We start from the raw sequence: 25,856 nt of genomic DNA, 5'->3' as shown, positions 1-25,856 counted from the left end.
AATCGATTGATTAATGTCAACCGTGTATCGGACCGGCCCTTGCGTCGCCGGGCGCGGCGCGCTTCTATGCGCTCAGGAGGACAGATGGCCAAGGAAACCGAGCGCAAATTCCTGGTCGCGAGCGAGGCTTGGCGCGATGAGGCCGCGGAGGTTCTTGCCATCCGCCAGTTCTATCTCTTTGTCGGGCCGGACCGCTCCCTGCGCGTGCGCCTCAAGAAGGGGCGTGCCACGCTGGCACTCAAGTTGGGCGCCCATGCACGGGTGCGGGATGAGTATGAATATCCCATTCCCCTCACCGATGTCCGGCAGATGGAAGCCTTCGCCTGCGGCAGAATTATCGAGAAAGCGCGACATCTCGTCCGCTACCGTGACTACCTCTACGAGGTGGATGTGTTTGCCGGCTCGCTTTCCGGGCTCGTCATCGCCGAACTCGAGACGGCGGACACGGTGGCGGACGACGATTTGCCGCCCTGGCTCGGTCTGGAAATAACCGGCGAGCCGGCATACTATAACGCCTCGCTCGCCGTGAACGGTCTGCCGGAGTGTACCGAATGAGTTATTGCTTCGATCCGGCTCTCCCCGTCGATGCGGAGGTCCGGCGAATTGCCGGCGACGAAATAGCCACCATCGCCGCACTGCTGCGGGAGGCACCGGAAGGGCGCCAGCGCTCCCTGCACGGCGCGCGCAAGCGGCTGAAAAGGCTGCGCGGGCTTATCAAGCTGGTGCGCGAGGGCGATGAAGACTTCCACACGCGCGAGAACCGGCGATTCCGCGATATGGCGCGCAGCCTGTCGGCGGCGCGCGACGCCGATGCGCTGGTCGAAACGCTGGATCGCTTTACCACCGGCCCCGGCGCCAGGGCCACCGCCGATCTGGCGGTCATCCGGACCTATTTGGAGAACCGCCGCGACCGCATCGTGCGCGAACATGCGGAGCGGGAAGCCGTGCCGGCCGCGCTCGCCTCCCTTGCCGAAGCGCAGGCGGCGCTGGAGGCGCTCGCCCTTCCCCGCACAAGGCAGGAAGGCGCCCGGCTTCTGGCCCGCGGCGCCCGCGCCATGGTGGCCAAGGCGCGCAGGGCGCTGAAGATGGCGAGGAAGGGCGGCGGGGCCGAGGATTTTCACGAGCTGCGCAAGGCACTGAAATATCACTGGATGCATTTGAACCTGCTCGGCCATATGTGGCCCGGCCGAACGCCGGCGCACCGTCGCCGCGCCGACCGGCTGGCCGAGAAGCTGGGCGAACTGAACGACATCTGCGCCATGTACCACATGCTCGACCAGGAGGAGGCGGAGATCGCGGCACCCGAGGCCGTCCGCACCTTCCGCAAGCTTCTCGCCGCCCGGGAAAAGACGCTGCGCAAGGCATGCCTCAGCCAAGCCGCGGCCCTCCTGGAGGGAGAAGGCAAGAAGCTGCGATCGAAGATCGAGCGCGAGATGCGCAAGGCTGCTTAGCACCAGCGGCCTTTATGTTTGACCGCTGGTGGTGCGTCGACGATCAGCCATGGATCCTCGGGCTTGATCCGAGAAATCCATGGCTGATCGGTCCAATAGACAAAACGGTCAAAGCTAAGGGTTGTTGCCCCTCTGCCCTCCGTTGAAGGAGGCGTGAAGGGGCGGAGACATTTCCTGCAACTGTATGCCCATACATGCTAGCGTTCCGGCACGGCGAAAAATTGTGGCCGGCGCCGCGCCGCGGTATGCCGTTTGCCGCGCCGGCGCTAGTATTGCCGGCGGATCAAGAACTCGTGGAGTAGTGATATGCAGGGCGTGACCGTCGTCGACCACCCGCTTGTCCAGCACAAGCTGACAATCATGCGTGACCAGAAGACGTCGACCGCCAGCTTCCGTCGGCTCCTACGCGAGATTTCGCTGCTTCTGTGCTACGAGGTGACGCGCGACCTGGAACTGACCACGCGCACCATAGAAACGCCGCTGACGACCATGGAAGCGCCGACGCTGGAGGGCAAGAAGCTGGTCTTCGCCTCGGTGCTGCGCGCGGGCAACGGCCTGCTCGACGGCATGCTGGACCTGGTGCCGGCTGCCCGCGTCGCCCATGTCGGGCTTTACCGCGACCACGAGACGCTGGAGGCCGTGGAATATTTCTTCAAGGCGCCGAGCGACCTGGAAAACCGCCTGGTCATCGTTGTCGACCCGATGCTGGCGACGGCCAACTCCGCCGTGGCGGCGGTCGACAAGCTCAAGGCCCGCGGGGCCACCAACCTGCGCTTCCTCTGCCTTCTCGCCGCCCCCGAGGGCATCGAGCACTTCCGTACCGCGCATCCGGATGTGCCGGTTTTCACCGCTTCCATCGACGAGCGGCTGAACGAGAAGGGCTACATCGTGCCGGGCCTTGGGGATGCCGGCGACCGCATGTATGGAACAAAATAGCCCTTTACCTTCCGCTAACCACACCGCCATCTCCCTGCCGGCGTTAAGCCGGCGGTGAGGCCGTACTGCCAGCGTGCATTTCCGGAAACGGACAATGCCGATGCTGCGTAATTTCATCCTACTGGGGGCCGTCGCGGGAATTTTCGCCGCGATCCCGGCCATCTATCAGCAGAACCCGCAGGCTTTCGGCGGGATGCTGCGCCGGGTGCTGGAGGAAGAGACGCCACGGGAGGCAGTGCGGCGTACCGCCGCTCCCGTCAAACGTGCCGAGCCGCTTTCGGGCAGGAAGGTGCGTATCCCTTCCGATGGCCGCGGCCACTACGCGGCTGAGTTCAAGCTCAACGGCCGCACGATCCATGCGGTGGTGGACACGGGGGCGACCTTCGTCGCCATCAATGAATCGACCGCCCGGCGCATCGGCCTGAAGCTTTCGCAGTCCGATTTCCGCCACCGGGTCGACACCGCGAACGGCACGACCGCCGCGGCGGCCGCGGCCATCGGGAACCTGCAGATCGGCCGCATTTTCGTCGAGGATGTGCAGGCAGTGGTACTTAAGGACGAAGCCTTGAGCGGCACGCTGGTGGGCATGAGCTTCCTTAACCGGCTCTCCCGCTTCGAGATGGAGAACGGCGCACTGCTCCTGGAGCAGTAGAGTTTACCCGTCCGCGGTCACCTTCCGCAGGATCGCCGGACGGCGGCGCGGCCGCTCCTCGACGATCTCGAAGGCGTTCGATACGGCCTTGGCCGCCTGCCCCGCATCGGCTTTCGTGCGGGCATGGATGGTCGCCAGCGCCTCGCCGCGCCGCACGGCGCTGCCTGCCGGCGCGATGCCATCGAGGCCCACCGCGTGGTCGATCGCGTCTTCCGGCGTGCGCCGGCCGCCGCCGAGCTCGACCACGGCGATGCCGAGGCCGCGCGTATCGATGCGGCCGACGAAACCTTCGCGGTCCGCCTTCACCACCATCTGCTCCGGCGCCTCCGGCAGGTGTTTGCGGACGTTCTCGACGAAATCGGCGGGGCCACCCAGCACCCGCACCATCCGGCCGAACCGCTCCGCCGCGCTGCCGCTGTCGAGTGCCATGCGCGTGCGGTCGTAGGCTTCGCGCGTGGAGGTGGCGATGCCGGCCGAAAGCAGCATTTCGGCGGAAAGCGCCAGGGTGACCTCTTCGAGGCGCCGGTCGCGCCTCTTGCCGGTGAGGAAATCCACCGCGTTCAGGACCTCGATGGCATTGCCGGCGCACGAGGCCAGCGGCTCATTCATGTCGGTGATCAGCGCGCTGGCGGAGAGCCCGGCACCCTCGGCGACCTGCACCAGGCTTTCGGCGAGCCTGCGCGCCTCGCGGCCGCTCGCCATGAAGGCGCCGTTGCCGGATTTCACGTCGAGCACCAGCGACTGCAGCCCTGCCGCCAGCTTCTTCGACAGGATGGAAGCGGTGATCAGCGGGATGGACTCCACCGTGCCGGTGACGTCGCGCACGGCATAGAAGCGGCGGTCGGCCGGTGCCAGATCCCCCGTCTGGCCGATGATGGCGCTGCCGGCCTCGCGCACGGCCTTGGCGAACAGCGCCCGGTCCGGCTGGCTCCTATAGCCGGGAATGGCATCCATCTTATCGAGCGTTCCGCCCGTGTGCCCAAGGCCGCGGCCGGAGATCATCGGCACATAGGCGCCGCAGGCGGCGACGATGGGTGCGAGCATGAGGGAGACGTTATCGCCGACGCCGCCGGTGGAGTGCTTGTCCGTGATGGGGCCGGAGAGCGAGGACCAGTCGAGCACTTCGCCCGTGGCGCGCATGGAAAGCGTCAGCGCGACGGTCTCCTCGCGGCTCATGCCCTTGAGGAAGATCGCCATGCCGAGCGCGGCGATCTGCCCTTCGCTCCAGCTCCCTTTGGCAAGGCCTGCCGCGAAATCGCCGATCTCCGCCGCCGAGAGCACCGCACCGTCGCGCTTCTTGCGGATGATCTCCTGCGGCAGCGGCATGGTCAAAGCTCGGCAGGGCCGTCGCGCAGGAACTGAGCGAGGAGCTTTGCCAACTTCTCCCCGCCCACCGGGGCCATGTCCTTGGTTTCCTCGTGCGACAGTTCCCCCGCCGCCATGCCGGCGGCAAGGTTGGTGACGACGGAGCAGGCCGCAACCCTGAGGCCGAGGAAGCGCGCCAGGATTACCTCCGGCACGGTCGACATGCCGACGGCGTCGGCGCCCAGCGTCCGCGCCATGCGAATTTCCGCCGGGGTCTCGAAGTTGGGGCCCGAGAACCACATGTAGACGCCCTTGTGAAGTGTCACTCCGGCCTTGCCGGCCGCCTGCTCGAGCGCCGTCCGCAGGCCCAGGTCATAGGCCTCGCTCATGCCGACGAAGCTGCGGTCGGTGCTTTCCCCGATCAGCGGACTGGCGCCGGAAAAGTTGATGTGGTCCTCGATCAGCATCACCGAGCCCGGTGGCATCTCCGCCTTCAACGAGCCGGCGGCATTGGTGAGGATGAGGGAGGTGATGCCGATGCCGGCCAGCACCTCCAGCGCCGGGCGCATGGCGGCGGCATCGCCGTGTTCGTAGTAATGGGCGCGGCCGGCCAGCACGAGCACCGGCCTTCCGGCCAGGTTGCCGGCGACGAGCGTGCCGGCGTGGCCGGTCACGCCGCTTTGCGGGAAACCAGGCAGTTCTGCGTAGGGGATGCGGACGGCATCCGCCACCGCGTCCACAAGGCCGCCGAGGCCGGAGCCGAGCACCAGCGCCAGCCGTGGAGTGCGCCCGCTGAGGCGTTTCGTCAGAAGGTCTACCGCTTCCTTCACCTGTTCGCCTCCAGACCGAATGCGCGCGGAAAGACGGCCGAGAAGGGCACCGTCTCCACCACGCCGTCCAGGTCGCACAGGTGCAGCTTGGCGTCCGCCGTCACGAACTCCGACAGGCGCTGGCGGCAGCCGCCGCAGGGCATGATCTTCGGCATCTTCTCCGCCACTACGGCGATCTCCGCCACCTTGCCGCCGCCGGCCATGATCATGTGGCCGAGCGCCGTCGTCTCCGCGCACCAGCCTTCGGGATAGGAGGCGTTCTCGATGTTGCAGCCGGCATGCACCGCGCCCGTTTCGGTGCGGAGCGCCGCGCCGACGGGAAAGCGGGAATAGGGCGCATAGGCCCGGCCCATCGCCGCCTTTGCGGACTTGAAAAGCTCTCTCGCGTTCATCAACGCTCCTTCACATAAGGCACGCCGCCGGCACGCGGCGGGATGGCCCGGCCGATGAACCCGGCCAGAAGCACAACGGTGAGGATATAGGGCAGCGCCTGCATGAACTGCACCGGCACGCGGCCGATAAGCGGCAGCGGCGTGCCCTGGATGCGGATGGAAAAGGCGTCCAGGAAGCCGAACAGCAGGCAGGCGAACATCACCGGCACCGGCCGCCATTTGGCGAAGATGAGGGCGGCGAGCGCGATGAAGCCGCGGCCGGCCGTCATGTCCTTCACGAAGCCGGCGTTCTGCGCCAGCGCCAGATAGGTGCCGGCAAGGCCGGTCAGCACGCCGGTGCAGATGACGGCGCGGTAGCGCAGCCATTGGACGGAGATACCCGCCGTGTCCACCGCTGCCGGGTTCTCACCCACCGCGCGCAGCCGCAGCCCGAAGCGCGTACGGAACAGCACCCACCAGGTGAACGGCACCAGCAGGAAGGCCAGATAGACGAGCAGCGAATGGCCGGACAGAAGCTGCGAATAAAGCGGCCCCAGAACCGGCACGCCGCTCAGCGCATCGGCGAAGGGCAGGTGGATGGCGCCGAAGCGGCCGGCCGCACCGACGAGCGGCGTGCGGCCGCCCTGGCTGAACCAGGCCTGGCCGAGGATGATGGTGGAACCGGCGGCGATGAAGTTGATCGCCACGCCCGACACGATCTGGTTGCCGCGGTGTGTGATGGAGGCGAAGCCGTGCACAAGGGCCATGAAGACGGAGACCAGCACCGCCGCCATGAGCCCAACCCACGCGGAGCCCGAAACGGCGGCCGCAGCGCCGGCCGCAAAAGCGCCCGCCAGCATCTTGCCCTCGAGGCCGATGTCGAAGACGCCCGAGCGTTCCGAATAGAGGCCGGCGAGAGCGGCGAAAAGCAGCGGCACGGAAAGCCGCACGGTGGAATCCAGAAGGAGGACGAGCGTGTTGAACAGGTCCATCAGGCGCCCTCCCCCTGCTTTGCTTCAGCCCCCACCGCTTGCGGGCTGAAACTGGCGAACAGCGCCTGCAAGCTGGGTCGGAACATGTGCTCGAGCGCGCCGGCGAAGAGGATCACCAGGCCCTGGATGATGACGATCATGTCGCGCGAGATGCCCGGCATCTCGAAGGCGAGCTCGGCGCCGCCCTGGTAGAGCATGCCGAACAGTATGGCCGCCGGCACGATGCCGGCCGGATGCGAGCGGCCCATCAGCGCCACGGCGATGCCGACGAAGCCCGCGCCGGTGACGAAGTCTATCTGCAGGCGGTTCTGGTCGCCCATCACCGGGTTGAGCGCCATCATGCCGGCGAGCGCTCCCGAGATCAGCATGGTGACGATGATGACGCGCACCTCGCTCACACCGGCATAGCGCGCCGCCTTGGGGCTATAGCCGCGCATGCGGATCTCGTAGCCGAGCCGCGTGCGCCAGATCAGCACCCAGACCAGGACGGCGGCGACAAGGGCCAGCAGGAAGGACACGTTCAAGGGCGCCGAGCGCACCGCAAACCCCATCGCCTCCAGCATCCAGTTGAGTTTGGGCAACTGCCCGCCCTCCAGGAAGGTGCGCGTTTGCGGCGCCTGACTTCCCGCGGGTTTCAACACCTCGACCAGCAGATAGACCATCAGGCTGGCGGCGATGAAGTTGAACATGATGGTGGTGATGACGATGTGCGAGCCGCGCTTGGCCTGGAAATAGGCGGGAATAAAGGCCCACGCGGCACCGAACAGCGCCGCGCCCAGGATGGCGAGCGGAAAGGTGAGCCACCACGGGAGCACGCTGTCGAAGGTGAGGCAGACGAGCGCCACACCCAGCCCGCCGACATAGGCCTGGCCCTCGCCGCCGATGTTGAAGAGGCTGCAGTGAAAGGCGACGGCGACCGCAAGCCCGGTGAAGATGAAGCTCGTCGCATAATAGAGCGTATAAGCGATCGCCTGCCCACGCCCGATCGCCCCGTCGACGAGGATGACGGCCGCCCGCAGCGGGTTCTCGCCAATGAGCAGCACGACCAAACCTGCGACGATGAACGCAACCGTGAGGTTGATGAGCGGGATCAACCCGTAGTCGGCCCATGCGGGCAGCTTTGCATAGGGCGCGCTCACTCGGCCGCCTCCTTCTCTTCCACGCCGGCCATCAGGAGCCCGAGTTCGCCTTCCGTTGCGTCCGGCCCGCGCTCGCCGACGATGCGGCCGGCGAACATGACCAGGATGCGGTCGGAAAGCGAGCGGATCTCGTCGAGCTCGACCGAAACGAGGAGGACCGCCTTGCCCTGGTCGCGCATGTCTATGAGGCGCTTATGGATGAACTCGATGGCTCCCACGTCGACGCCGCGCGTCGGCTGGCCGACGATCAGCACCTTCGGGTCCTGCTCCATCTCGCGCGCGAGCACGATCTTCTGCTGGTTGCCGCCGGAGAAATTGGCGGTCTTGAGCCGGGCGTCGGTGGGGCGGATGTCGTATTTCTCGATCTTCTCCTGCGCATCGCGGCGGATCGCCTCGATGTCGAGGAAGGGGCCGTTCACGTATTTATCCTGCCAGTGGTAGCCGAGGATGGCGTTCTCATTCTCCTCGAAGGGCAGCACCAGGCCCATGTTGTGCCGGTCCTCCGGCACGTGCGCCATGCCGCGCCGGCGCAGGTCCGTCGGGTCGGCCTCCCCCGTAAGCTCCACCGGCGCGCCGTCCAGGGTGACGGTGCCGGATACGGCCTTGCGCATGCCGGTGATGGTTTCCAGAAGCTCGGTCTGGCCGTTGCCGGCCACTCCGGCGATGCCGACGATCTCGCCGGCGCGCACGCCGAGGGAAACGTCGTCGACCATTTTCACGCCGCGCATGTCCTCCACGGTCAGGTTCTTGACCGACAGGACGAAGTCGCCCGGGTGGGCGTCACCCTTCTCGACGCGCAGGAGCACGCGGCGGCCGACCATCAGCTCGGCCAGCTCCTCCACCGTGGTCTCCTCCGTCTTCCGCGTGGCGACAAGCGCGCCCTGGCGCATGACCGAGACGTTGTCGGTGACGGCCATGATCTCGCGCAGCTTGTGCGTGATGAGGACGATGGTCTTCCCCTCGTCCTTGAGCTGACGCAAGATGCGGAAGAGATGCTCGGCCTCGGCAGGCGTCAGCACACCTGTGGGCTCGTCGAGGATGAGGATATCGGCGCCGCGGAAGAGCGCCTTGAGGATCTCCACCCGCTGCTGCAGGCCCACCGGCAGGTCCTCGATCACCGCGTCGGGATCGACCTCCAGCCCGTAGTCGCGCTCCAGCCGCTCCAGCTCCGAACGCGCCTTGGCGATGGAGGTCTTCAGAAGCGGCTCTCCTTCCGCCCCGAGGATGACGTTCTCCAGCACAGTGAAATTGTGCACCAGCATGAAGTGCTGATGCACCATGCCGATGCCGCGGGCGATGGCGTCGCTGGAGGCATGGATGACGGCACGCTCGCCATTGACGAAGATCTCTCCTCGGTCGGCTTGGTAAAAGCCGTAGAGGATCGACATCAGCGTTGACTTGCCGGCGCCGTTCTCGCCGATGATGCCGTGGATGGTGCCGGGCGCGATCTTCAGGTCGATGTCGCGGTTGGCGCGCACGGAACCGAAGTTCTTGCTGATGCCCTTGAGTTCGATTGCAGCTTCCGCCATACGGGCCCCGCTGTTCCCCATTTTTTATCGTTTGGTCAAAGACGTATCACGCCGCCTTGCGCGTGCCAACCGACGCCAGCTTACACTCGACAAAGGCCAGGGGAATTGTCAATTCTCAAGCTGCAAGCGGAGACGGAAATCATGGACGACAAGCGGCTGGAAAGACTCGAGATCCTGGTCGCCGAGCAGGAAAAGACGATCGAGGAGCTGTCGGGGCAGATCAACGAACAGTGGGCCGAGACCGAACGGCTGCGCAAGAAGCTCGATCGGCTGACGGAGCGTTTCCTGGCGCTGGAGGAGCAGACCGCACCTGACGTGCCGGTAACCAAGCCGCCGCATTGGTGAGTGCCAGCCAAAAGAAAAGCCCCGCGACCTGAGGCGCGCGGGGCTCTTTTTGGTATCGCGGATGGCGCGGAGGGCTACTCCTCCTTGCCGCCCTGCTTCTTCAGCGCGGCGCCCAAGATGTCGCCGAGCGAGGCGCCGGAGTCAGTCGAGCCGAACTGGGCCACCGCCTCCTTCTCTTCGGCGATTTCCAGCGCCTTGATGGAGACGTTGATCCGGCGCGTCTTCTTGTCGAACACCGTCACGCGGGCATCGACCTTCTGGCCCACGGCGAAGCGCTCGGGGCGCTGCTCGCCGCGGTCGCGGGAAAGGTCGGAGCGCTTGATGAACGATTCCAGGTCGTGGTCGACCAGGCGCACTTCCAGGCCGCCGTCCTTGACGCCGGTGACCTCGCAGGTGACGACGGCGCCCTTGCGCAGTTCGCCGGAAGCCGCCGCTTCGCCCACGGCATCACGGCCGAGCTGCTTGATGCCGAGCGAGATGCGCTCCTTCTCGACGTCGACGTCGAGAACTTGCGCCTGCACCACGTCGCCGCGGTTGTACTCCTCGATCACCTGCTCGCCGGGACGCGTCCAGTCGAGGTCGGAGAGGTGGACCATTCCGTCCACGTCGCCTTCCAGGCCGATGAACAGACCGAACTCGGTCTTGTTCTTGACCTCGCCCTCGACGACCGTGCCGGCCGGATGGGTGCGGGCGAAGGCCTCCCACGGGTTCTCCAGCGTCTGCTTGAGACCGAGAGAGATGCGGCGCTTGACCGGATCGACCTCGAGCACGACGACTTCGACCTCCTGCGTAGTGGACAGGATCTTGCCGGGGTGCACGTTCTTCTTGGTCCAGGACATCTCGGAGACGTGGATGAGGCCCTCGATGCCCGGCTCCAGCTCCACGAAGGCGCCGTAGTCGGTGATGTTGGTGACGCGGCCCTGCACCTTCTTGCCCAGCGGGTATTTCCCGCCGATGCCTTCCCACGGGTCCGCCTCAAGCTGCTTCATGCCGAGCGAGATGCGGTGCGTCTCCTGATTGATGCGAATGATCTGCACCTTCACCGTCTGACCGATGTTGAGGATCTCGGTCGGATGGTTGACGCGGCGCCATGCCATGTCGGTGACATGCAGCAGGCCGTCGATGCCACCGAGGTCCACGAACGCACCGTAGTCGGTGATGTTCTTGACCATACCCTCGACCACCTGGCCCTCCTCGAGGTTCTGCACGATTTCCGAACGCTGCTCGGCGCGGCTTTCCTCGAGCACGGTGCGGCGCGAGACGACGATGTTGCCGCGGCGCTTGTCCATCTTGAGGATCTCGAAGGGCTGCGGTGTGTGCATCAGCGGCGAGACGTCGCGGATCGGGCGGATGTCCACCTGCGAACGGGGCAGGAAGGCCACGGCGCCGTCGAGATCGACGGTGAAGCCGCCCTTGACCTGGTTGAAGATGACGCCCTCGACGCGCTCGCCGTTGTTGAACTTCTCTTCTAGCTTGACCCAGCTTTCCTCGCGGCGAGCCTTCTCGCGCGACAGCATGGCCTCGCCCAGTGCGTTCTCGATGCGCTCGACATAGACCTCGACCTCGTCACCGACATTGAGCTGGCCATCCTTCGCCTTGGCGCCGAACTCCTTGAGCGGCACCCGGCCTTCGACCTTCAGGCCGACGTCGATGATGGCCATGTCTTTTTCGATGGCCGTGACGATGCCCTTGACGACCGCGCCTTCGCTGGTGTCGCGCTCGGAAAAGGATTCTTCGAGAAGGCTTGCGAAATCGTCGCGAGACGGATTGAATTGTGACATTGATGCTCCTGAAAATGCCCCTTATCGAGGCGGCGCCGGTGGGTTCGTGTTGCGTCAGGCCTGCCGCGCATCCGAGCTTTGTCCAAGCTCAAAGCCGCCCCTCGGGGCGGCAAATCCGGCGCATGGGAACGCGCGCAGGCCGGTTATCCATCCAACGCAAAAATGCGCTTTGCCGCTTCCCCCTGGAAAGCCACGAAGCGCCCCTTTGCTTCAGATCGTCTTCTTCTTCGCCAGCACCTCATCTATCAGCCGGGTGGCGGCGAGAAACGCGGTTTCTATATCCATTTCGCTCGTATCAAGCAAGTGCGCATCGTCCGCGGGCTTGAGCGGGCTGTCGGCGCGGCCCATGTCGCGGGCGTCGCGCCGCTCGACGTCGGCCAGCACGGTGGCATAGTCGGTGTCGCCGCCAGCGTTCACGATCTCCTGCCAGCGACGCTTGGCGCGCACGTCCGCCGTCGCCGTCACGTAGAGCTTCAGGTCGGCATCCGGGCAGACCACGGTGCCGATGTCGCGGCCGTCGAGAACGGCGCCGGGCGGCGTTTCGGCAAAAGCGCGCTGTTTCTCCACCAGCGCCCGGCGCACCGCCGGCATGACGGCTACGGTGGATGCCGCCTCGCCGACGCCGTGGGCCGACAAGGCCGCGCGGTCGAGCGTGCCGAGATCGAGCGCGCGGGCCGCCGTCTCCGCCGCCGCGGCATCGTCGAGCGGCTGTCCGGCATCGAGGAGCGCCTTCGCCACCGCACGGTAGGAAAGGCCGGTGTCGAAATGGTTGAGGCCGTAATGGGCAGCAAGCCTGCGCGCCAGCGTCCCCTTGCCCGAGGCGGCGGGGCCGTCGATGGCGATGATGAGGCCTTCCTGCCTCACGCCTTCTCCTCCGCGGCCTCGATCTCTGCTCCCAGCCCGCGCATCAGCTCCACGAATTCGGGGAAGCTGGTGGCGATCATGGCCTGGTCGTCGATGGTCACGGGCTCTTCCGTGGCGAGCCCCATGACGAGGAAGCTCATGGCGATGCGGTGGTCGAGGTGGGTTTCGACGGTGCCGCCACCCAGCCCCTTGCCCTCGGGCCGGCCGCGCACGGCGAGCGTGGCCTCGCCCTCCGTGCAGTCGACACCGTTTGCCTTGAGGCCGGCGGCGACGGCGGCAAGACGGTCGGACTCTTTCACCCGCAGCTCCTCCAATCCCTGCATCAGCGTCTCGCCCTCGGCGAAGCTGGCGGCCACCGCCAGCACCGGGTATTCGTCGATCATGAAGGGCGCGCGCTCGGCCGGCACCGCCACTCCCTTGAGATGCGATGAGCGCACGCGCAGGTCCGCCACCTCCTCGCCGCCGGAGGCACGGCGGTTTATGGGTTCGATGTCGGCGCCCATCTCCTGCAGGGTGAGGATGAGCCCGGTGCGCGTCGGGTTCATCAGCACGTTTTCGATGACGACGTCCGAACCCGGCACGATCAGCGCGGCCACCAGAGGGAAGGCGGCCGACGACGGATCGCCGGGAACCGCGATCTCCTGCCCCTTGAGCACGCCCTGGCCTTCGAGCCGGATGTGGCGGACGCCTTCGGCATCCGTTTCCACCTCGAGTGCGGCACCGAAGCCGAGAAGCATCTTTTCTGTATGGTCGCGCGTCATCACCGGCTCGACGACAGTGGTGACGCCCGGCGTGTTGAGCCCGGCCAGAAGCACCGCCGATTTCACTTGGGCGGACGGCATCGGCACGCGATAGGCGATCGGCGCGGCATGTTTCGGTCCGTGCAGCGTGATCGGCAGCCGGTCGCCTTCCTGCGCTTCCACCACTTGCGTGCCCATCTGTCGCAGCGGGTCGAGCACCCGCCCCATGGGCCGCCGGGAGAGCGAGGCGTCGCCGGTAAACCGCGTCGTCATGTCGTAGGTGCCGACAAGGCCGATGGTCAGCCGCACGCCGGTGCCGGCATTGCCGAAGTCGAGCGGGCCTTCCGGCTCCAGCAGGCAGCCGTTGCCCGTGCCCTGGATGATCCAGGCCGCGCCCTGGCGCTCGATGCCGGCCCCCATCGCCTTCATGGCCTCGCCGGTGCGCAGTACATCCTCGCCTTCCAGGAGGCCGGTGACGCGTGTCTCGCCCGAGGCGAGCCCGCCGAGCATGAAAGCGCGGTGCGAGATCGATTTGTCGCCCGGCACGCGCCCGCGGCCCGAAAGCGCGGAAGATTTGCGGCTGGTCGCGGTGCGGGGGCGCGGAATGTCTGTCATGGCGTTGTCTCTCGGTCCGGCGGATGGCAGAGCCTCTAGCACGCAGGCAAAGCGTGGTCATCCCCCGTCGCGCCGGGTGTTTCGCTCTGACGTCGAATCCAGTTGCGCTCGCCGTTTCAATAGGCTTTGACAGGCGTGCGATCTGTGGTTATGGGGTCCGAAAATTCTTGGCAGAGGATCCTCCCGGTTTCGGCACGCCCGAGGACGCCGGGGGCCGGGCCCAGCCCTTAAGAGACGATGAGGCAATACGGTGGCTAAACCCCAACTCGGCACCAAACGCATCTGCCCGGAGACGGGCCGCAAGTTCTACGATCTGAACAGGGATCCGGTGGTTTCGCCCTATACGGGTCAATCCTATCCGCGCAGCTATTTCGAATCGGAAGCGGAAATCCTGGCCGACGAAGAAGAGGACGTGGAGGACAAGGAACTCGGCGAAGAGAGCCCCGAGATCGTCTCGCTGGAGGATGCCGACGAAGAGACGAAGGGCGGCGACACCGACCTGCCGGATATCGACGACGACGAGGATGTCGACATCGACACCGATGGAGACGACACCTTCCTTGAGGAAGAGGAAGAGGAAGATGATGACGTCAAGGGCATCATCGGCGTCGGGGAAGACGACGAGGAAAGATAAGCTTGGGACGCCCGTACGGCGTCTTGTCCGGCCATATGCTCGCGGGGCTTGATTCTGCGGCCGGGCAGGTTTAGAAGCCGCGAGCACGACGACGGCGAGCGATCGCCGAAGACCTCTTCGCCGGAAACGGCGGCGGCTCGCAGGAGCCGAAGTGTGGGGCCATAGCTCAGTTGGGAGAGCGCTTGAATGGCATTCAAGAGGTCAGGGGTTCGACTCCCCTTGGCTCCACCATCCAACTTTCAGCCACTGATTTCTTTTAAGAAGTCGGCTTCTTCCGCGGGAGACGGCCTTATCGCTGAAAGTCGTCGTCCCTGCCGCTATTCACCAGCCGCGCCCGGCGCCTCACTTCTCAATTCCGGGTTAGGGTGGTAGCCGGGGCCGATGGTGAGGGGCTTCTGCGGCATCATGCGATCGCTGATCTGGCTTTTGTAGCTGTGCTCCGCTTCCCACAGAAGCGCCTTGCGCTCGCGGTCGTAGACCTTGATGGCCACCTGATAGGGCTTTCCCGCCTCGATGTTGCGGACCGGCGGCGAGCGCAGGGAGTAGCGGTCGGTCATTGTGCTCACCCGTTCCGAAACCACGTGCGGCGGGCCGCCGGCGGGATCCTCGAAGGTTGCTTCGATGACCGACCCGTTGGCGAGTGGACGCATCACCTGCGCTGTGAAGCCGTAGAAGATCTCTGCTTCGCGGTAATTGAACATGAAGCCCCCGCCCATGACGCGCAGATAGGGATCGTCGGAAGGGTCCTCGCGCGTCAGCCATCCGATGGCGAACAGCACCGCCACCAGGGCGACGGCGATCCCGAGAACACTCTTTTCCGACCATTGCCAGCGCATCGTTCTTGCCTTCCGGAGGCGACGCCTCGCCGATGATCTTCCGGCGCAAAGCGTCCGTCAAGCGCCGGCCTGGCCGGATAGGGGCGCGCCGTGGGGCGCGGAGGCGAGCTTCAGGAAGATGCGGTCCTCCTTCAGGATGAAACGCTCGCGCCACGCGAATTCGTAATTCTCGCGCCCCAGCGGGTCGGCGGCGAGCCGGGCGCGGTAGGCCTCGTAGGCGGCGAGGCTGTCGATCGTATAGATGCCGTAGGCGGTCGTGGCGGAGCCTTCGTGCGGCGCGAAATAACCGATGAGGTCAGCGCCCGCGCGCGGGATCGCCTCGCCCCAGTTGCGGGCGTATTGCTCGAAGGCCTCGCGCTTGAACGGATCGATCTCGTAGCGGATGAAACAGGTAATCGGCATGTGGTGTCCAGGTCCTTCATGGTTCGGTTGCGATCGAAATGTCTATCCCCCTGGCAATGGCAGAATGACCGCCGGCTAGCGCCAGGGCGGGTTCGCGCATTCGTGGCGCACGTCCTCGCGCGTAAGGCCGATGTCGGCCAGGAGATGGTCGTCAAGCTCGGAAAGGTGCAGGCGCTGGCGCCGGCGCTCTTCGAGGCGAAGCACCATGGCGAGCGGGGCGACTGCCAGGCAGCGCAGGGCTTTGCACCAAGCTGCAGGGCGGTCTCGCCGGTGGGTGCTAATGTTCTGCATGCTCACTCCTTTGAGGGGGAGTGATAGCAGTTGTCGCGCGAAGATAGTTTGCTTATGATCGAAGTATGAAAGCAGGAACGGACCTTGCGCAGATCGGCAGTCTGGTGGGCGACCCGGCGCGCGCCAACATGCTGGCAGCCCTCATGGGCGGCACGGCGCTGACGGCCAGCGAGCTGGCGCTGGAGGCGGGGGTGGCGCTCCCCACCGCGAGCGCCCATCTGGCCAAGCTTTCCGATGGAGGGCTCGTCAGCGTGGCGCGGCAGGGCCGGCACCGCTATTACGCGCTGGCCGACCACCGCGTGGCGGCGATGCTGGAAAATATTATGGGTGTTGCGGCCACACTCGGGCCGAAGCGCGTGCTGCCCGGCCCGCGCGACAAAGCGATGCGCGATGCGCGCGTCTGCTACGATCATCTGGCTGGGGAGATGGGGGTGGCCATGCTCGACAGCTTCGTTGGGCGTGGGCTGATCCGGGTCGATGGCGAGCGGGCGGAGATGAGCAGCGCCGGCGCTTCATATTTCGCCGGCCTCGGTATCGATCTCGATACCATGGGCCGCAAGCGGCGGCCCGTCTGCCGCACCTGCCTCGACTGGAGCGTGCGCCGGTCGCATTTGGCCGGCGGCCTGGGCGCGGCGATGCTGGAATGCATCCTGACCAGGGGTTGGGCACGGCGGGAGAAGGATAGCCGCGTCATCCGCTTCACCCCGATGGGGCGGCGCGAATTCGAGATGATGCTGCGCGGCTGATCCCTTGGGGGAGCGAGCTGTGGCTTTTCAGCCACAGATGCGAAGGAAAGATCCGTGCCACGGGGCTGCCAAGATAAATCCCCTTTTCCGCCATGGACAGGTGGCTTGATCCGGGCGTGAATTCACCGAGTGTTCACGCACGGACGCTACGGTGCGAACGAAGGGACGCCCGAGACGTGTTAGGTACGGGATCATGGGGTTGGTTAAGCTATTGGTCAGTTGCGTAAAGGCGATCCGTAATGCCTTTGCGCCGCGCTATCATCCGGAGCGCCACTATATGCGCGGGCCGGGGCCGGCGAGCGCCCGGCGCGACGACGGCCCCTCGGCGCGCGCTTAGATCCGTTCATCGTTTCATGGCATCGATGAACTAACTTGGCTTTGTCGCAATTCCGGACGGAAAACCGGTTTCCACTTTCCTGGAATTGCTCAGACGGGTTCAGGAGCAGGGCTCGAGTACGACCGGGGCGCCGGGCTCGGCGCCCACATCGCGGCACGCCCCGCCGGCGCACAGACGCCAAGCGCTTCCCGTGGCGCCGGAGGCGGCAAGGCGCACTTCCGGCAGGGGGCCGAGCGCCGGCGCATAGACCCACCATCCATCCTCGAAACGCGCATCCGGCGGCGGCTCCATGCCGGCGCCCGAGCCTTTCACCCGCGCTTCAACGATCTGCAGGCCCGACGGCAGCACCTGCCACGTCTCGCGCCATTCCACCTTCTCCACCGAGTGGGTCCAGGAGAGTGTGAAGAGGGTGGCGGCGACGACCGCCGTCTCGCCGCCGGCGATCACGCACAGGCTCATTCGGCCGCATCGCCTGCCTTGCGCCGGGCGGGCTCCACTGGCGCCGGGCGCTTCAGGAAGAAGTTGATACCGAAGAAGAGGGCGCAGAGCGCGAAGCCGATCTCGTCGGTGATCGGCAGCGCGGCAATCAGCGTGAAGGCGGCTACTGTCGCCAGAAGGCGCTCCCACATGGCGAGCGGCCGGCGCAGATAGCCGATGACGGCGGCGCCCCACAGCGCGATGGCGAGGCTCGTCTTGATAACGATATAGGCGACAGCCGGCGCATAGCCGACGCTTTCCGCCAGCGGCCCGCCGTCCTGCAGCATGAGGGCGGGCGTATAGACCGCCATGAAGGGGATGACGAAGCCAGCGGCGGCGATCTTGATCGCCTCCATGGAGATCTTCAACCCGCTCTCGCGGGCGATCGGGCCAGCGGCGAAGCAGGCAAGTGCCACGGGCGGCGTGAGATCGGCGAGAATCCCGAAATAGAAGACGAACATATGGCTGACGAGCAGCGGCACGCCGAGCGCCAGCAGCGCCGGGCCGGCGATGGACGAGGTGATGATGTAGTTCGGGATCGTCGGGATGCCCATGCCGAGAATGATGCAGGTGATCATGGTGAGCACGAGCGACAGGAACAGGCTCGTCTCGCCGACGGCGACGATGAACTGGCCGAAGGTGTTGGCCGCGCCCGTCAGCGTCATGGTGCCGATGATGATGCCGACGACGGCGCAGGCGATGCCGACCGGCAGCGCCGTCTTGGCGCCCTCGGCGAGCGAAGCGCGGCAGACGTCGAGCGTCTTGCGCCCACCCTCGACGAAGATGTTGGCGGCAATGAGCACGAGGGCAGCGATCAGGATAGCGTTGATGCCGTAGCGGAAGAAGCTCGCTGCGACGAGGCCGAGCCCGATCCAGAAGATCACCCGCAAGACCTGGCTTGGCAGGCCGAGAGCGGCGGTGCCGCCGAGGATCAGCAGAACGGTCAGCGAAAGGCCGATGGTGCCAGCGAAGAGTGGCGTATAGCCGGTGAACAGCAGATAGACGAGCACGGCGAGCGGCAGCATCAGATACCAGCGCTCGCGCAAGGCGCGCGCCGCCGACGGCAGTTCCGCCTTCGGCAGGCCGTGCAGGCCGAACTTTCCCGCCTCCAGATGCACCATCCAGAAGGCGGAGCCGAAGTAGAGCAGCGCCGGGATGATGGCTGCCTTGACCACTTCGTAATATTCGATGCCCAGTGTCTCGGCCATGATGAAGGCGACGGCGCCCATGACCGGCGGCATGAGCTGTCCGCCCATGGAGGCGGTGGATTCCACGCCTCCGGCGAAGGCGGCGCGGTAGCCGAAGCGTTTCATCAGGGGGATCGTGAACTGGCCGGTGGTGACCACGTTGGCCACCCCCGAGCCGGAGATCGTACCCATGAGGCCGGAGGAAATCACCGACACCTTGGCGGGACCTCCGCGCGCGTGGCCGACGAGGCCGAGCGAGACGTCCGTGAAGAGCTTGATCATGCCCGCCCGTTCGAGGAACGAGCCGAAGAGGATGAAGAGGAAGATGTAGGTGGCCGAGACGTAGACGGGGATGCCGTAGATGCCCTCGGTGCCGTAGGCCATATGGTCGATGACCTGGGAGAAATCGTAGCCGCGGTGGTTGAGCGGCGCCGGCAGATACTCGCCGAACAGGCAATAGGCGAGAAAGACGCCGGAAATGATGGGGAGCGCCGGCCCCATCAGAACGTAGGCCGCAGCAAAGACCGTGAAAAGCGCGACGATGCCGAAGAAGATATCGAGCGGCAACGGATCGCCGGCGCGCAGGAGCAGCGGCCTATATTCGACGAACTGGTAGACGGCGACCGCGACACCGGCGAGCGCCAGCGCCCAGGCCCCGGCCTTCACGAGACGGCCCGCGTCGCGCGAGGAGGCGATCAGCGGGAAGACCAGCAGCATCAGAAAGCCAACATGGAAGGCGCGCACGATTTGGCTGGGCAGGCTGACGAGATGCGCGGCGGTGGCGATCTGGTAGAGCGAGAAGACGACGGCGATCCACATGAGTAGTCGCCCCTCGAGCGTCGGGCGGAAGTCGGCGTGCGTGGGATCCTGAAGCTCAGTAGCCGGCAGGCTGGCAGTCACGTCAATCTCGGACCTGCTCATTACGTCTCCCAATCTGAATACCTGTCACGGCCTCGCATCTCCCGGCGGCCATCAAAGCAGAGTTGTGTGGGGTTGCGCCCACTTGCCCGGTTCCCCTCCCCGTACGGGGAGGGGAGGTTGCTTCGGTCGACCGGCCTAAAGCAGACCCTGTTCCTTGTAGTAGCGCTCGGCTCCCGGATGCAGGGGAACGGGAACGCCCTGCGGGCCATTCTCCGCCGAGATCGCCCTGGCGGCGGCGTGCGCGGCCACCATCCCGTCCAGGTTCTCGAAGAGCTGCTTGGTCATCTCGTAGGCCACGTCGTCCGAAACGTCCGAATGGGTGACCAGGATGTTGGTGATCGCCAGCGTCGCCACATCCTCGTCCTGGCCTTCATAGGTGCCGGCGGGGATCGTCGCCGAAAGGAATGGTGCGCCGAGGCTTTCAGCCACTTCCTCCGGCACGGCGACCATTGTCACCGGTATGGAGAGCGCCAGGTCCTTGATGGAGGCGACGCCGAGGCCCGCAGACTGCAGCGTGGCGTCGAGCTGACGGTTCTTGATGAGCTCGACGGAATCGCCGAAGGGCAGGTATTCGGTCTGCGACAGGTCCTCATAGCTCATGCCCATGGCTTCGAAGATGCGCCTTGCATTGAGCTCGGTGCCGGACTTCGGCGCGCCGACTGAAAGGCTCTCGCCTTTCAGGTCCTCGAAATTCTTGATGCCGGATTCCTGCGAGGCGACGATCTGGATGTAGTTCGGATAAATGGCGGCGATGCCGCGCAGCTTGTCGAGCTTTTGCGGGAAACCTGCTTCCTCGTCGCCTTCCCAGGCGGACTTGACGGAATCACCCAGCGCGAATGCGATCTCGCCGCGGCCCTGCTGCAGGAGGTTGAGGTTTTCCACGGACGCCTTGGTGGATTGCACCTGCGTGCGCACGCCCTCGATGTTATCGCCATAGATCTTCGACAGCGCGACACCCAGCGGATAGTAGACGCCGGACGTGCCGCCGGTCAGCACATTGATGAATTCCTGTGCGTTCGCTGCGGTCGCATTGAGCCCAAGCCCGAGCGCTATGGCGCCGGCAGCCAGGAATTTCCCTTTCATGTGAAGCATTTTTCTCCTCCGCTTGGATGCTTGTTGTCTGCGCGCCCTTCCGGCACGGAAGGAGGCGGAATGTAGCTCATCGCGGCACGATGCCAATAAAAATCGCGCCGGCGGCCGCACAATAGCGGCAAGCGCGCCGTTGGGAAACGGGTGCCGGACGCGACTTTCGGGGAAGGCGGAAGCGCCGCCGCCTCAATCAGCTTGTGAGAACATGCCCTGCAGTTGCGCGAAAGGCATAATCTCGCGGGCATAGGTGAAGGTGCCTTTGGCCAGCATCTCCTGCGCCGCACGCTCCACGGCGCCGAAGGCGAGGGTGGTGAGCTTGGAGCCGAGCGATATGCGCTTGGCGCCGGCCTCGGAAAGCGCTGGGACGGAGAAGGCGGCCGTGGCCAGCACATTCACCGGCTTGCTGACTGCCTGGCAGACGGTGCGCACCTGCTCGATGTCGGAGAGCCCCGGCGCGTAGAGCACGTCCGCTCCCGCCTTCTCGAAAGCCTGCAGGCGGGCAATGGTGTCGTCGAGGTCCGGCCGATCCCAGAGAAAGTTCTCCGCCCGCGCGGTGAAGACGAAATCGCGCCGCAGGGCGCGTGCCGCCTCCGCCGCTGCTGCCATTCGCTCCACGGCAAGCTGGAAATCGTAGATGGGGTTTTCCGGATCGCCGGTGGAATCTTCAATCGAACAGCCGGCGAGCCCGGCCGCCTCGGCCGCGAAGACGGTTTCGGCCGCGCTGTCGGGGCTGTCGCCCTTGCCGTGCTCCAGGTCGGCGGAGACCGGAAGCGGCGTGGCGGCGACGATCTCCATGCAATGCTCCATCCTTTCTTGGAAAGGAACGCCGCCGTCGGGCAGGCCGCGCGAGAAGGCATAGCCGGCGCTGGTCGTCGCCAGTGCCTTGAAGCCCATCGCGGCAAGGAGCTTGGCCGTGCCGATGTCCCATGGGTTGGGGATGATGAAGGCGCCTTCGGCCTCGTGAAGCGCCCGGAAAGTGGAGCCGATGTCAGCCATGGTTCTTGCCTCTCCCGATGACATTCGTTTCGGCGAAGAGGTGCTGCTGGCCGCGCCGATGTCAAGGGCCAGATGGCGCGCTGCTGACAAAGCCTCTCAGGCCGTGCCGGTGGAGCCGAAACCGCCCGCCCCGCGCGCCGTCTCGCCGGCGCTGCCACGCTCCTCGACCGCCGCGCGGGTGACCGGCGCGATGATGAGCTGGGCGATGCGCATGCCGCGCGTGACGGCGAAATCCTCATCGCCCAGATTGACGAGCAGGATTTGAAGCTCGCCGCGATAGTCCGAATCGATGGTGCCCGGCGTATTGAGGCACGTGATGCCGTGACGCAACGCCAGCCCCGAGCGCGGCCGCACCTGCCCCTCGAAGCCTTCGGGAATCTCGAGGATGAAGCCCGTCGGAACCAGTGCGCGCTTGCCCGGCAGTAGGATGATCTGCCGGTCCTCGGGCACAGCGGCACGCAGGTCCATGCCCGCTGCGCCGGCGGATTCGTAAGCCGGCGGCGGCAGGCCTTCGGCATGCGGCAGGCGTACGACGCCGAGGATAGGGCCGATGACCGGCATGGAAGAGGGTGCGTTGGCCATGTCTCTATCTGCCGCCGCAACCGGCAAGCGTCAATTCGCCGCTCGCCGGCGAAGCGGGTTTTCCAACGCCTTTCGGGCAGCGGCCTGGCCGGCGACAGCGGCATGGCCGGCAAGGAGGCCGCCCGGCCCTCGTCGGTATCGAAGCTTTCGCTCGTCGGTGAAATGCTGTAAGAGCCCGCGCATCAAAAGGACTTCCGGAATATGTCAGCACGTTTAGCCGACGCGGTGGCGCGCCGCCGCACATTTGCGATCATCTCCCACCCGGACGCGGGCAAGACCACGCTTACCGAGAAGCTGCTTCTGTTCGGCGGCGCCATTCAGCTTGCCGGTGAGGTGAAGGCGAAGAAGAACCGCGTGCAGACGCGCTCGGACTGGATGAAGATCGAGCGCGAGCGTGGCATCTCCGTCGTCACCTCGGTGATGACCTTCGAATATGGCGACCACGTCTTCAACCTGCTCGACACGCCGGGACACGAGGACTTCGCCGACGATACCTACCGCACGCTGACGGCGGTCGATTCGGCCGTCATGGTGATCGACGCGGCCAAGGGCATCGAGCCGCGCACGCTGAAGCTTTTCGAGGTCTGCCGCCTGCGCGACATCCCCATCGTCACCTTCGTCAACAAGCTCGACCGGGAAAGCCGCGACCCCTTCGAGATCCTCGACGAGATCGAGGAAAAGCTGGCGCTCGACACCGCCCCCGTCACCTGGCCCATCGGCCGAGGCAGGAGCTTTTCCGGCACCTATCACCTGGCGGACAACACCATCCGCCATTCCGACGAGGATGCGACGCCGGTTGCCGTCAACGGGCCTGAGGCCGAGGCCGTGTCCGGCCTCCTGCCAGAGCATGAGCGCGAGGCCTTCGTCGAGGAGATGCTGCTGGCCAGGGAGGCCTGCCGGCCCTTCGATCTCCAGGCGTTCCGCGAGGGGCACCTGACGCCGGTCTATTTTGGCTCTGCGCTCAGGAACAACGGCGTGCGCGACCTGATCGAGGCGCTGGGCGCCATCGGCCCGCAGCCGCGCGCCCAGGCGGCGGCTTCGCGCAAGGTCGAGGCGACGGAGGAGAAGATGACCTCGTTCGTCTTCAAAATCCAGGCCAACATGGACCCCAACCACCGCGACCGCATCGCCTTCGTGCGCGTGTGCTCGGGCCGGCTGGAGCGCGGCATGAAGGCGAAGCTGATACGCACCGGAAAGCCGATCAGCCTGTCGGCGCCGCAGTTCTTCTTCGCCAAGAACCGCATCACGGCCGACGAGGCGTTCGCCGGCGACGTGGTCGGCATCCCCAACCACGGTACGCTCAGGATCGGCGATACGCTGACCGAGGGCGAGGAACTCGTCTTCCGCGGCGTGCCGAATTTCGCACCGGAGATCCTGCGCCGCGTGCGGCTCTCCGACGCCATGAAGGCAAAGAAGCTGAAGGAAGCCCTGCGGCAGATGGCCGAGGAGGGCGTGGTGCAGCTCTTCACGCCGGAAGATGGCTCGCCGGCCATCGTCGGCGTTGTCGGCGCCTTGCAGCTCGACGTGCTCAAGGAGCGGCTGAACAACGAATACGCCCTGCCGGTCGATTTCGAGACGGCGCGCTTTTCCGTTTGCCGCTGGATATCCGCCGGCGACCGCGCCGAGCTCGAGCGCTTCATCACCGCCCACCGCGGCGACATCGCCCGCGACCTCGACGAAGACCCGGTCTTCCTCGCCCCGCACGAGTTCGGCCTCAACTACGAGGCCGAGCGCTGGAAGGCGATCACGTTCAAGGCGGTGAAGGATTACCAGGTGGGCGGCAAGGCGAAGGCGGCGTGAGGGGAAGCCTCTGACGGAATGCACGCAAAAGTTGTTGAAAATCTCCGGTGCCTGGCTGTGCTCCCGGAAAATTGCCGTAAATTGCATCGTTCAGTGCCTGTGTCGTGCGTACACGAGTAGCATCTCAGGTTAGCCATGCGGGCGCGCGCTTCGCAGCATAATTCCGCCGTCTACAAAAATAAGTTGCATCGCGCGCCCCATGGCCGGCACTCTTCGCCGTCATCCCCGTCTGCACCGCCATACGGCCCCCCTTCAGCACGCGCCGTGGGGCCGGGGCATAATCTCCCTTTGTGAAAGCGCATCCCTCGTTTTGCCGGCCTTGTGGTATAATTTTCCCGACGCTGCCGTTTCTCGCCCATTCTGATGCTCAATACCGCAATGGACGGCGCGTATCTTGTAAGAACAGCTTTCAAGCAGGGAGAGACACTCATGGGCCTTCGCATCAACGACACCGCACCTGACTTCACGGCGGAAACCACCCACGGCACGATCAACTTCCACGAGTGGATCGGCGACGGCTGGGCCGTGCTCTTCAGCCATCCGAAGAACTTCACGCCCGTCTGCACCACGGAACTCGGCACGATGGCGGGTCTGGAAGGCGAGTTCAAGAAGCGCAACGCCAAGATCATCGGCATCTCTGTCGATCCGGTGGAGGATCACGACCGCTGGAAGGCGGACATCCAGAAGGCCACCGGCTTTAACGTCGACTATCCGCTGATCGGCGACAAGGACCTCAAGGTGGCCAAGCTCTACGACATGCTGCCGGCGGACGCCGGCGATTCGTCGCAGGGCCGCACGCCGGCCGACAACGCCACCGTGCGCTCGGTCTACGTGATCGGTCCGGACAAGCAGATCAAGCTGGTGTTGACCTACCCGATGACGACGGGGCGCAATTTCGACGAGATCCTGCGCGCTATCGATTCGATCCAGCTCACGGCCAAGCACCAGGTGGCCACGCCCGCCAACTGGAAGCTCGGCGAGGACGTGATCATCACCGCCGCCGTTTCCAACGAGGACGCCATCAAGCGCTTTGGCGCCTTCGAGACCATCCTGCCCTACCTCAGGAAAACGAAGCAGCCGAGCGCCTGATTTTCCGCACGCTAGGAGCGGGGCTTCAAGCCCCGCTCTTGCCTTTGCAGCAGCGCGTCTCTACTTCGCTCTATTCATGAATGGCGTCGGCCCGAGCGATCGGCTATGGTCGCGCCGTTTTTTTAAGAGAGAGCGATGTCGCAGGAGCGTACCACGGCCTCGGGCGGGATGGAGACCGCTTTCGGTTTCCGGCAGGTCGGCGAGGGGGAGAAACAGGGCCTCGTCGATGCGGTGTTTCACCGCGTCGCCAACCGCTACGACCTGATGAACGACGTCATGTCGGCCGGCCTGCACCGCGTGTGGAAGGACGCGATGGTGGCTTGGCTGTCCCCGCCGAAGCGGCGGGCCTTCAAGGCACTGGACGTGGCCGGCGGCACGGGCGACATCGCTTTCCGCATCGTCGAAGCCTCCGGCGGCCAGGCGGACGTGACGGTGCTCGACATCAACGGCTCCATGTTGGCGGTCGGCCGCGAGCGGGCGGAGAAGCGCGGCATCGGCGCCAATCTTACCTTCGTCGAGGCCAATGCCGAGGAGCTACCTTTCCCCGCCTCCTCCTTCGACGCCTATACGATCGCCTTCGGTATCCGCAACGTGCCGCAGATCGGCAAGGCGCTGTCAGAGGCATTCCGCGTGCTCAAGCCGGGTGGCCGTTTTCTGTGCCTGGAGTTCTCCGATGTCGGCATGCCATTGCTCGACAAGGTCTACGACGCCTGGTCTTTCCATGCCATTCCGCGCATCGGCCAGGTGGTCACCGGCGACGGCGAGCCCTACCGCTATCTCGTCGAATCGATCCGCAAATTCCCCAATCAGGAGAATTTCGCAGCGATGATGCGCGAGGCCGGTTTCTCTCGCGTCGCCTGGCGCGATTATTCCGGCGGTATCGCCGCGCTGCACTCCGGCTGGAAGATCTGAAGCGCCC

27 protein-coding genes and 1 tRNA gene are annotated in these 25,856 nt (G+C 65.6%); 11 read left to right on the top strand and 17 right to left on the bottom strand.

Features of this window, described 5'->3' with window-relative positions; translation table 11 throughout:
• The first annotated feature begins 84 nt into the window (after window positions 1-84).
• The 4 genes from GPJ75_RS24380 to GPJ75_RS24365 all read left to right on the top strand — a co-directional run bounded on the left by GPJ75_RS24380 (window position 85) and on the right by GPJ75_RS24365 (window position 3,039).
• Entirely contained in the window at window positions 85-555 is a 471-nt protein-coding gene (locus GPJ75_RS24380; protein ID WP_163272284.1) for a CYTH domain-containing protein, read from the top strand.
• Entirely contained in the window at window positions 552-1,451 is a 900-nt protein-coding gene (locus GPJ75_RS24375; protein WP_163272282.1) for a CHAD domain-containing protein, read from the top strand. Before GPJ75_RS24380 ends, GPJ75_RS24375 begins: the two co-directional genes overlap by 4 nt.
• Before the next feature lie 306 nt (window positions 1,452-1,757).
• The gene (upp, locus tag GPJ75_RS24370) at window positions 1,758-2,387 is read left to right on the top strand and encodes a uracil phosphoribosyltransferase (protein WP_163272280.1); all 630 of its coding nucleotides are present in this window, start codon (window positions 1,758-1,760) and stop codon (window positions 2,385-2,387) included.
• A 94-nt stretch (window positions 2,388-2,481) separates the two neighbouring features.
• Complete coding sequence (locus tag GPJ75_RS24365) at window positions 2,482-3,039, top strand: TIGR02281 family clan AA aspartic protease (RefSeq protein ID WP_343036382.1); 558 nt, start codon at window positions 2,482-2,484, stop codon at window positions 3,037-3,039.
• A 3-nt stretch (window positions 3,040-3,042) separates the two neighbouring features.
• Here the strand turns inward: GPJ75_RS24365 and deoA are convergent, their stop codons facing one another.
• Genes deoA through GPJ75_RS24335 form a run of 6 tightly spaced genes read right to left on the bottom strand, consistent with a single transcriptional unit; the run spans window position 3,043 to window position 9,205 of the window.
• Window positions 3,043-4,365 carry a thymidine phosphorylase gene (gene deoA, locus GPJ75_RS24360; protein ID WP_163272278.1) on the bottom strand — a complete coding sequence of 441 codons (1,323 nt, stop codon included), beginning with the start codon at window positions 4,363-4,365 and terminating at the stop codon, window positions 3,043-3,045.
• Window positions 4,366-4,367: 2 nt separating this feature from the next.
• Window positions 4,368-5,174 carry a purine-nucleoside phosphorylase gene (locus GPJ75_RS24355; RefSeq protein ID WP_163272276.1) on the bottom strand — a complete coding sequence of 269 codons (807 nt, stop codon included), beginning with the start codon at window positions 5,172-5,174 and terminating at the stop codon, window positions 4,368-4,370.
• On the bottom strand, window positions 5,171-5,566 hold the full coding sequence (locus GPJ75_RS24350; RefSeq protein ID WP_163272274.1) for a cytidine deaminase: 396 nt from the start codon (window positions 5,564-5,566) through the stop codon (window positions 5,171-5,173). The genes GPJ75_RS24355 and GPJ75_RS24350 overlap by 4 nt, the downstream gene beginning before the upstream one ends.
• Window positions 5,566-6,537, bottom strand: coding sequence for an ABC transporter permease (locus GPJ75_RS24345; protein ID WP_159589897.1), 972 nt, complete (start codon window positions 6,535-6,537; stop codon window positions 5,566-5,568). Before GPJ75_RS24345 ends, GPJ75_RS24350 begins: the two co-directional genes overlap by 1 nt.
• A complete protein-coding gene (locus GPJ75_RS24340; protein ID WP_163272272.1) occupies window positions 6,537-7,676 on the bottom strand; it encodes an ABC transporter permease in 1,140 nt (379 codons plus the stop codon). Before GPJ75_RS24340 ends, GPJ75_RS24345 begins: the two co-directional genes overlap by 1 nt.
• Window positions 7,673-9,205, bottom strand: a complete 1,533-nt coding sequence (locus GPJ75_RS24335; protein ID WP_163272270.1) for an ABC transporter ATP-binding protein — start codon at window positions 9,203-9,205, stop codon at window positions 7,673-7,675. Before GPJ75_RS24335 ends, GPJ75_RS24340 begins: the two co-directional genes overlap by 4 nt.
• 138 nt (window positions 9,206-9,343) lie before the next feature.
• On the opposite strand from GPJ75_RS24335, the gene GPJ75_RS24330 reads away from it, so the two are divergent.
• Window positions 9,344-9,550 carry a SlyX family protein gene (locus GPJ75_RS24330; protein WP_205602636.1) on the top strand — a complete coding sequence of 69 codons (207 nt, stop codon included), beginning with the start codon at window positions 9,344-9,346 and terminating at the stop codon, window positions 9,548-9,550.
• Between the two features lie 74 nt (window positions 9,551-9,624).
• Here the strand turns inward: GPJ75_RS24330 and rpsA are convergent, their stop codons facing one another.
• The 3 genes from rpsA to aroA all read right to left on the bottom strand — a co-directional run bounded on the left by rpsA (window position 9,625) and on the right by aroA (window position 13,550).
• Window positions 9,625-11,331, bottom strand: coding sequence for a 30S ribosomal protein S1 (gene rpsA, locus GPJ75_RS24325; protein ID WP_163272266.1), 1,707 nt, complete (start codon window positions 11,329-11,331; stop codon window positions 9,625-9,627).
• A gap of 210 nt (window positions 11,332-11,541) precedes the next feature.
• Window positions 11,542-12,195 carry a (d)CMP kinase gene (gene cmk, locus GPJ75_RS24320; protein WP_246249250.1) on the bottom strand — a complete coding sequence of 218 codons (654 nt, stop codon included), beginning with the start codon at window positions 12,193-12,195 and terminating at the stop codon, window positions 11,542-11,544.
• A complete protein-coding gene (aroA, locus tag GPJ75_RS24315; protein WP_163272264.1) occupies window positions 12,192-13,550 on the bottom strand; it encodes a 3-phosphoshikimate 1-carboxyvinyltransferase in 1,359 nt (452 codons plus the stop codon). The genes cmk and aroA overlap by 4 nt, the downstream gene beginning before the upstream one ends.
• Window positions 13,551-13,800: 250 nt before the next feature.
• On the opposite strand from aroA, the gene GPJ75_RS24310 reads away from it, so the two are divergent.
• Both GPJ75_RS24310 and GPJ75_RS24305 read left to right on the top strand, forming a co-directional pair.
• A complete protein-coding gene (locus tag GPJ75_RS24310) occupies window positions 13,801-14,184 on the top strand; it encodes a TIGR02300 family protein (protein WP_163272262.1) in 384 nt (127 codons plus the stop codon).
• Window positions 14,185-14,339: 155 nt separating this feature from the next.
• Window positions 14,340-14,415: transfer RNA gene (locus GPJ75_RS24305), tRNA-Ala, on the top strand.
• Between the two features lie 86 nt (window positions 14,416-14,501).
• Here the strand turns inward: GPJ75_RS24305 and GPJ75_RS24300 are convergent.
• From GPJ75_RS24300 to GPJ75_RS27485, 3 genes are all read right to left on the bottom strand, one after another.
• Complete coding sequence (locus GPJ75_RS24300; protein WP_163272260.1) at window positions 14,502-15,020, bottom strand: hypothetical protein; 519 nt, start codon at window positions 15,018-15,020, stop codon at window positions 14,502-14,504.
• A 57-nt stretch (window positions 15,021-15,077) separates the two neighbouring features.
• Window positions 15,078-15,422, bottom strand: coding sequence for an NIPSNAP family protein (locus tag GPJ75_RS24295; RefSeq protein WP_163272258.1), 345 nt, complete (start codon window positions 15,420-15,422; stop codon window positions 15,078-15,080).
• 75 nt (window positions 15,423-15,497) lie between these two features.
• Window positions 15,498-15,713: a DUF1127 domain-containing protein gene (locus GPJ75_RS27485; protein WP_163272256.1), complete on the bottom strand. Its 216-nt coding sequence runs from the start codon at window positions 15,711-15,713 to the stop codon at window positions 15,498-15,500.
• A gap of 65 nt (window positions 15,714-15,778) precedes the next feature.
• Between GPJ75_RS27485 and GPJ75_RS24285 the strand changes: the two genes are divergently transcribed.
• Window positions 15,779-16,459 (top strand): ArsR/SmtB family transcription factor, encoded by a 681-nt coding sequence (locus GPJ75_RS24285; RefSeq protein ID WP_163272254.1) that lies wholly within the window; start codon window positions 15,779-15,781, stop codon window positions 16,457-16,459.
• Between the two features lie 436 nt (window positions 16,460-16,895).
• Here GPJ75_RS24285 and GPJ75_RS24280 read toward each other — a convergent pair whose 3' ends face one another.
• From GPJ75_RS24280 to dut, 5 genes are all read right to left on the bottom strand, one after another.
• On the bottom strand, window positions 16,896-17,255 hold the full coding sequence (locus GPJ75_RS24280) for a DUF1850 domain-containing protein (protein WP_163272252.1): 360 nt from the start codon (window positions 17,253-17,255) through the stop codon (window positions 16,896-16,898).
• Window positions 17,252-19,279: a TRAP transporter permease gene (locus GPJ75_RS24275; RefSeq protein ID WP_246249255.1), complete on the bottom strand. Its 2,028-nt coding sequence runs from the start codon at window positions 19,277-19,279 to the stop codon at window positions 17,252-17,254. Before GPJ75_RS24275 ends, GPJ75_RS24280 begins: the two co-directional genes overlap by 4 nt.
• A gap of 237 nt (window positions 19,280-19,516) precedes the next feature.
• Window positions 19,517-20,473, bottom strand: coding sequence for a TAXI family TRAP transporter solute-binding subunit (locus tag GPJ75_RS24270; RefSeq protein WP_163272248.1), 957 nt, complete (start codon window positions 20,471-20,473; stop codon window positions 19,517-19,519).
• A 183-nt stretch (window positions 20,474-20,656) separates the two neighbouring features.
• On the bottom strand, window positions 20,657-21,466 hold the full coding sequence (locus tag GPJ75_RS24265) for an isocitrate lyase/PEP mutase family protein (RefSeq protein ID WP_163272246.1): 810 nt from the start codon (window positions 21,464-21,466) through the stop codon (window positions 20,657-20,659).
• 96 nt (window positions 21,467-21,562) lie between these two features.
• On the bottom strand, window positions 21,563-22,048 hold the full coding sequence (gene dut, locus GPJ75_RS24260; protein WP_163272244.1) for a dUTP diphosphatase: 486 nt from the start codon (window positions 22,046-22,048) through the stop codon (window positions 21,563-21,565).
• A 201-nt stretch (window positions 22,049-22,249) separates the two neighbouring features.
• Between dut and GPJ75_RS24255 the strand changes: the two genes are divergently transcribed.
• The 3 genes from GPJ75_RS24255 to ubiE all read left to right on the top strand — a co-directional run bounded on the left by GPJ75_RS24255 (window position 22,250) and on the right by ubiE (window position 25,849).
• Window positions 22,250-23,848, top strand: a complete 1,599-nt coding sequence (locus tag GPJ75_RS24255; RefSeq protein WP_163272242.1) for a peptide chain release factor 3 — start codon at window positions 22,250-22,252, stop codon at window positions 23,846-23,848.
• A gap of 429 nt (window positions 23,849-24,277) precedes the next feature.
• Complete coding sequence (locus GPJ75_RS24250; RefSeq protein ID WP_163272240.1) at window positions 24,278-24,937, top strand: peroxiredoxin; 660 nt, start codon at window positions 24,278-24,280, stop codon at window positions 24,935-24,937.
• 135 nt (window positions 24,938-25,072) lie between these two features.
• The gene (gene ubiE, locus GPJ75_RS24245; protein WP_163272238.1) at window positions 25,073-25,849 is read left to right on the top strand and encodes a bifunctional demethylmenaquinone methyltransferase/2-methoxy-6-polyprenyl-1,4-benzoquinol methylase UbiE; all 777 of its coding nucleotides are present in this window, start codon (window positions 25,073-25,075) and stop codon (window positions 25,847-25,849) included.
• Window positions 25,850-25,856: the final 7 nt, after the last annotated feature.

The organism is Chelativorans alearensis (genome assembly GCF_010993735.1).
In the GTDB taxonomy this organism is placed as follows: domain Bacteria; phylum Pseudomonadota; class Alphaproteobacteria; order Rhizobiales; family Rhizobiaceae; genus Chelativorans; species Chelativorans alearense.
Note: the sequence above shows the minus strand (reverse complement) of the source record. Positions and strands in the feature narration are given on the sequence as shown.